Consider the following 3,057-nt stretch of genomic DNA (forward strand, 5'->3'; position numbering starts at 1 on the left):
CTCTCAAGGCAAATAAGGAGCTTCGCACGTTCCCTCTCGGGCCGTTGGCCCGGTAGTTAAAGGACGGGCGCTGAAGCGCCCGGCTGTTCTTCTCTCCACCCGCGCACCCTCCGCGATGCTCCGGGTGCCCTGAGCGGGTGGAGCTGGGGAACCCCCCCTAGTGAAACGACAGAGGTCCCCATGGGGTTCTGCCGTCTCACTAGGAGGGGATCTCTGAATGTCTGTTGGTACGTACTCCGGTACGCCCGTCGAGGCATCGCAGTCAGATCGGGCGACGGGGATTACTCGCGCCCTGGGACCGGGATGTGCAGGTAGCTCTGGGGGTCGCTGTCCGGGGGATCTGCTCCCCCACCGGCTCGGGTCCACCTTGTTCGCCGCAGGGATCACTCCCCGGGCAAGGCCGGCCTCGGCTCCTGCTCGATTCACCATTTAGCGTCTACAGCGTTCTCCCTCCCATCAGGGGACGGGGTGAACTACCTCTGCCTTACTCTCCCGGTGGTTCTGGCCGGGGTCGGTCTTGGTGTCGCGGACCGTTCTCTACCGCGGGCTGGTTCCGGACTCCCTGCGCTCGCCACGCGCTGGGCCTCGGGCCGGTTTCCTGGGACCGGTCTCCCATGGGTGCTGTCACGATCCCGCGCCACCTGTGGCGGGCCGCGTCCTGCTGCGACTGGATGAAGCAGGACGGGCGGGGCTCGTGCCGGGGTGTCGGCTTGCGCCTGGCCGGAATCGACATGTCGGCTCGGTGAGACGAACCCGACACGTCGAGGACCGATTGCGGCGCAGCGGCTGTCCGCTACGATGAGCGGTACCTCCTCAAGGGGTCACAAGACAACGAAGAGCCGGACCCTCCACCCAGGAGGGCCTGCTACGGAAAAGGGCCGACGCCAAACGGCGGGCCTGGTCTTGGGTCTTCTTCTCGGGGGTGCACCTCCTGTTCTCTGCTGGTCGCAGGGCTGGTAACCCGGCGGTTGGTCGGATGGGGCGGTGGTCTGTCAGACGGCTTGGTCGGTCGCCTGACGGTTTTTGCGAAGGACGTACAGAGCGGGTTTGGTAGCCGGTGCTCTGATGTCCGCCGAGCACGCCAGCCCTTGGTGAAAGCCAGGGGCTTCTTGGCGTGTCCGGAGTCGTGCGGGTCTAACTCGCTTCGGTCTCGATCACTGGTAACTCCGCCTGGGCGGGCCCCGGTTCCCGGACCTCCGACGCCCACAGCGGGACGCCGTTCTCGTCGACCTGGTCCCGGGCGATCAGCTCGGCCACGTACTTCCCCATCGTCATGCCGAGCGCCTTGGCGTTCTGGAACGCCGCTGCGTGGATCTCCGGCGGAACGAGGGGAGACAGCCGAACCAGCTTCTCCTTGGACTTCGAATCAGGCAGGGGCGGGATGTACTCCCGCTCGCGCGTGCTTCGACTTCCGTAGGGCCTGGCCATGATCACATCCAACCATGCCACGGGTTCATGTACGTAGTCTGGGACGCGTGTTGCGGGAGATTTCTCGATCGGCTGATGACTAATCAGGGCGTTCCGGGGCATCCCCCGTCCAGCTCACGGGGTGCCAGTCACATGGTGGGCAGGCGGTTTAGCCGCTCCACCTTCTTCTGGATGGCGTCGAGGGCGGCGCGTTGACGTCCGGGAACTCGGCGGCGCAGGGCAACGAGCTGCGGGGCCAGGTGCCGGGCGTGGGCGGCGTCTCGGATGCGGTCCCACTGGTAGTGGGCCCGGTCGACGGCGCTCTCGACGTCGTTCGAGTCGGGCGCCTGCTGCAGCGTGTCGAGGCGGGTCTGGGCGGCCTGGAGCCATAACGCGCCGGACTGGCCCGGGTCGTTGGCGACCGAGGCGAGATGGGCGCGTACCTCGATCCAGTGGACGGCGGCGAACGTGTCGGCGCCGAAGGTGCGGACGGCGTGCTGCTCGGCGGCGACCGCCAGGGCGGTGGCCTCCTGATGGCGGCCAGCCTGGGCCAGGGCGGCGATCCGCTCATGCGGGTCGGCCTGTACGGGCACGTCCGGGCTGGGCACGTAGACCGGTGAGACCTCGCGCTGGGCGCGCGGTGGCGGCGGGACCTGCGCGGGTGCCGAGCTGGTAGGCCGCACCTGGGCAGGGAGCGCCGGGGCGTGGGTGTGAGCGAACGTGGGAGGGGGCGGGAGCTGGAACGCGCCGGGTCCGGCGGGCGGCGCGGGCGTCATCTGCGCGGCTGGCGCCTGCGGTTGGGCCGGTGCCGGGACGGCGGGGGCCGAACTCGCAGGCGGGAGCTGGGTGTTCACGGTGCCCGTGGGCTGCTCGGGGCCGAGGACGAGCGTGCCCTCGACGGCGACGGTGCGGCGGAGGATCTCGTGGTGCAGCCGGTCGGCGTCGGGGCGCTGGCCGGTGCGCAGGATCTGGGCCAGGGCGTGGGTGTAGGCAGGGTGGGCGATCCGCCGGCGGCCTGGCGGCGGGGCGACGACGCCGTACGTCCGGGCTCCGCCGGGCAGCGAGAGCGGCTCCTCGTCGAGCAGCTGCCAGACCTCGGCGTCGGCGACCAGGTCCACGAAGAGGACGGTCGTGTCCGGACGGCGCTGCTGGAGCTCCTGGACAAGCCAGGCCCACGGGAGGGCGGTGTACCGGATCGTCGAGGGCGTAGTGCGGGCGAGCGCCAGGTGCACGACGCGCTGGCGCCGGTCGAGCTGCAGCTGGCCGACGAGCACGACGGTAAGCGGGCCCTCGGTGGTGGCGGCTCCCCGTACTCGAGTAAGGACGGCCTGCGGGTCGGTCGGGTCCGCCAGTTCGATGAGCGTGGCGGCCACGGTGCCCGCGAGCGCGGCCGGCGGTACGGCGGCGAGCACGGGAATCACGCTGCTCGCCTCGGTCAACTTGCCCTTGCCCGTGGGCGCGGCTGCAATGAGCAGCGCGGTCCCCGGTCGAACTTGCGCCCCGTTCGTCTGCACCTACGCACCGTATCCGCTGGCCCGTTGACGGCTGGTCAACTTCGGCGGCGGTCCGCCGTACGTCGGCCGGAGTGAGGTGGTTCCCTCCTCGGGCGGGCGGCGTCAGCCATGCTCCCCTTGCGGTCCCGGTCGAGGA

2 protein-coding genes are annotated in these 3,057 nt (G+C 70.1%); both read right to left on the minus strand.

The window, feature by feature from the left end; translation table 11 throughout:
* Positions 1–1,134: 1,134 nt before the first annotated feature.
* Entirely contained in the window at positions 1,135–1,428 is a 294-nt protein-coding gene (locus tag STRTUCAR8_RS42655; RefSeq protein ID WP_158697498.1) for a hypothetical protein, read from the minus strand.
* Between the two features lie 128 nt (positions 1,429–1,556).
* Positions 1,557–2,921, minus strand: a complete 1,365-nt coding sequence (locus STRTUCAR8_RS42660; protein WP_006382649.1) for a hypothetical protein — start codon at positions 2,919–2,921, stop codon at positions 1,557–1,559.
* Between the last annotated feature and the right edge of the window lie 136 nt (positions 2,922–3,057).

This window comes from Streptomyces turgidiscabies Car8 (assembly GCF_000331005.1).
In the GTDB taxonomy this organism is placed as follows: Bacteria; Actinomycetota; Actinomycetes; order Streptomycetales; family Streptomycetaceae; genus Streptomyces; species Streptomyces turgidiscabies.

Excerpts from the sequence above, each read along its gene's own strand:
- STRTUCAR8_RS42655 (WP_158697498.1), bottom strand. The coding sequence starts at position 1,428 with ATGGCCAGGCCCTACGGAAGTCGAAGCACGCGCGAGCGGGAGTACATC.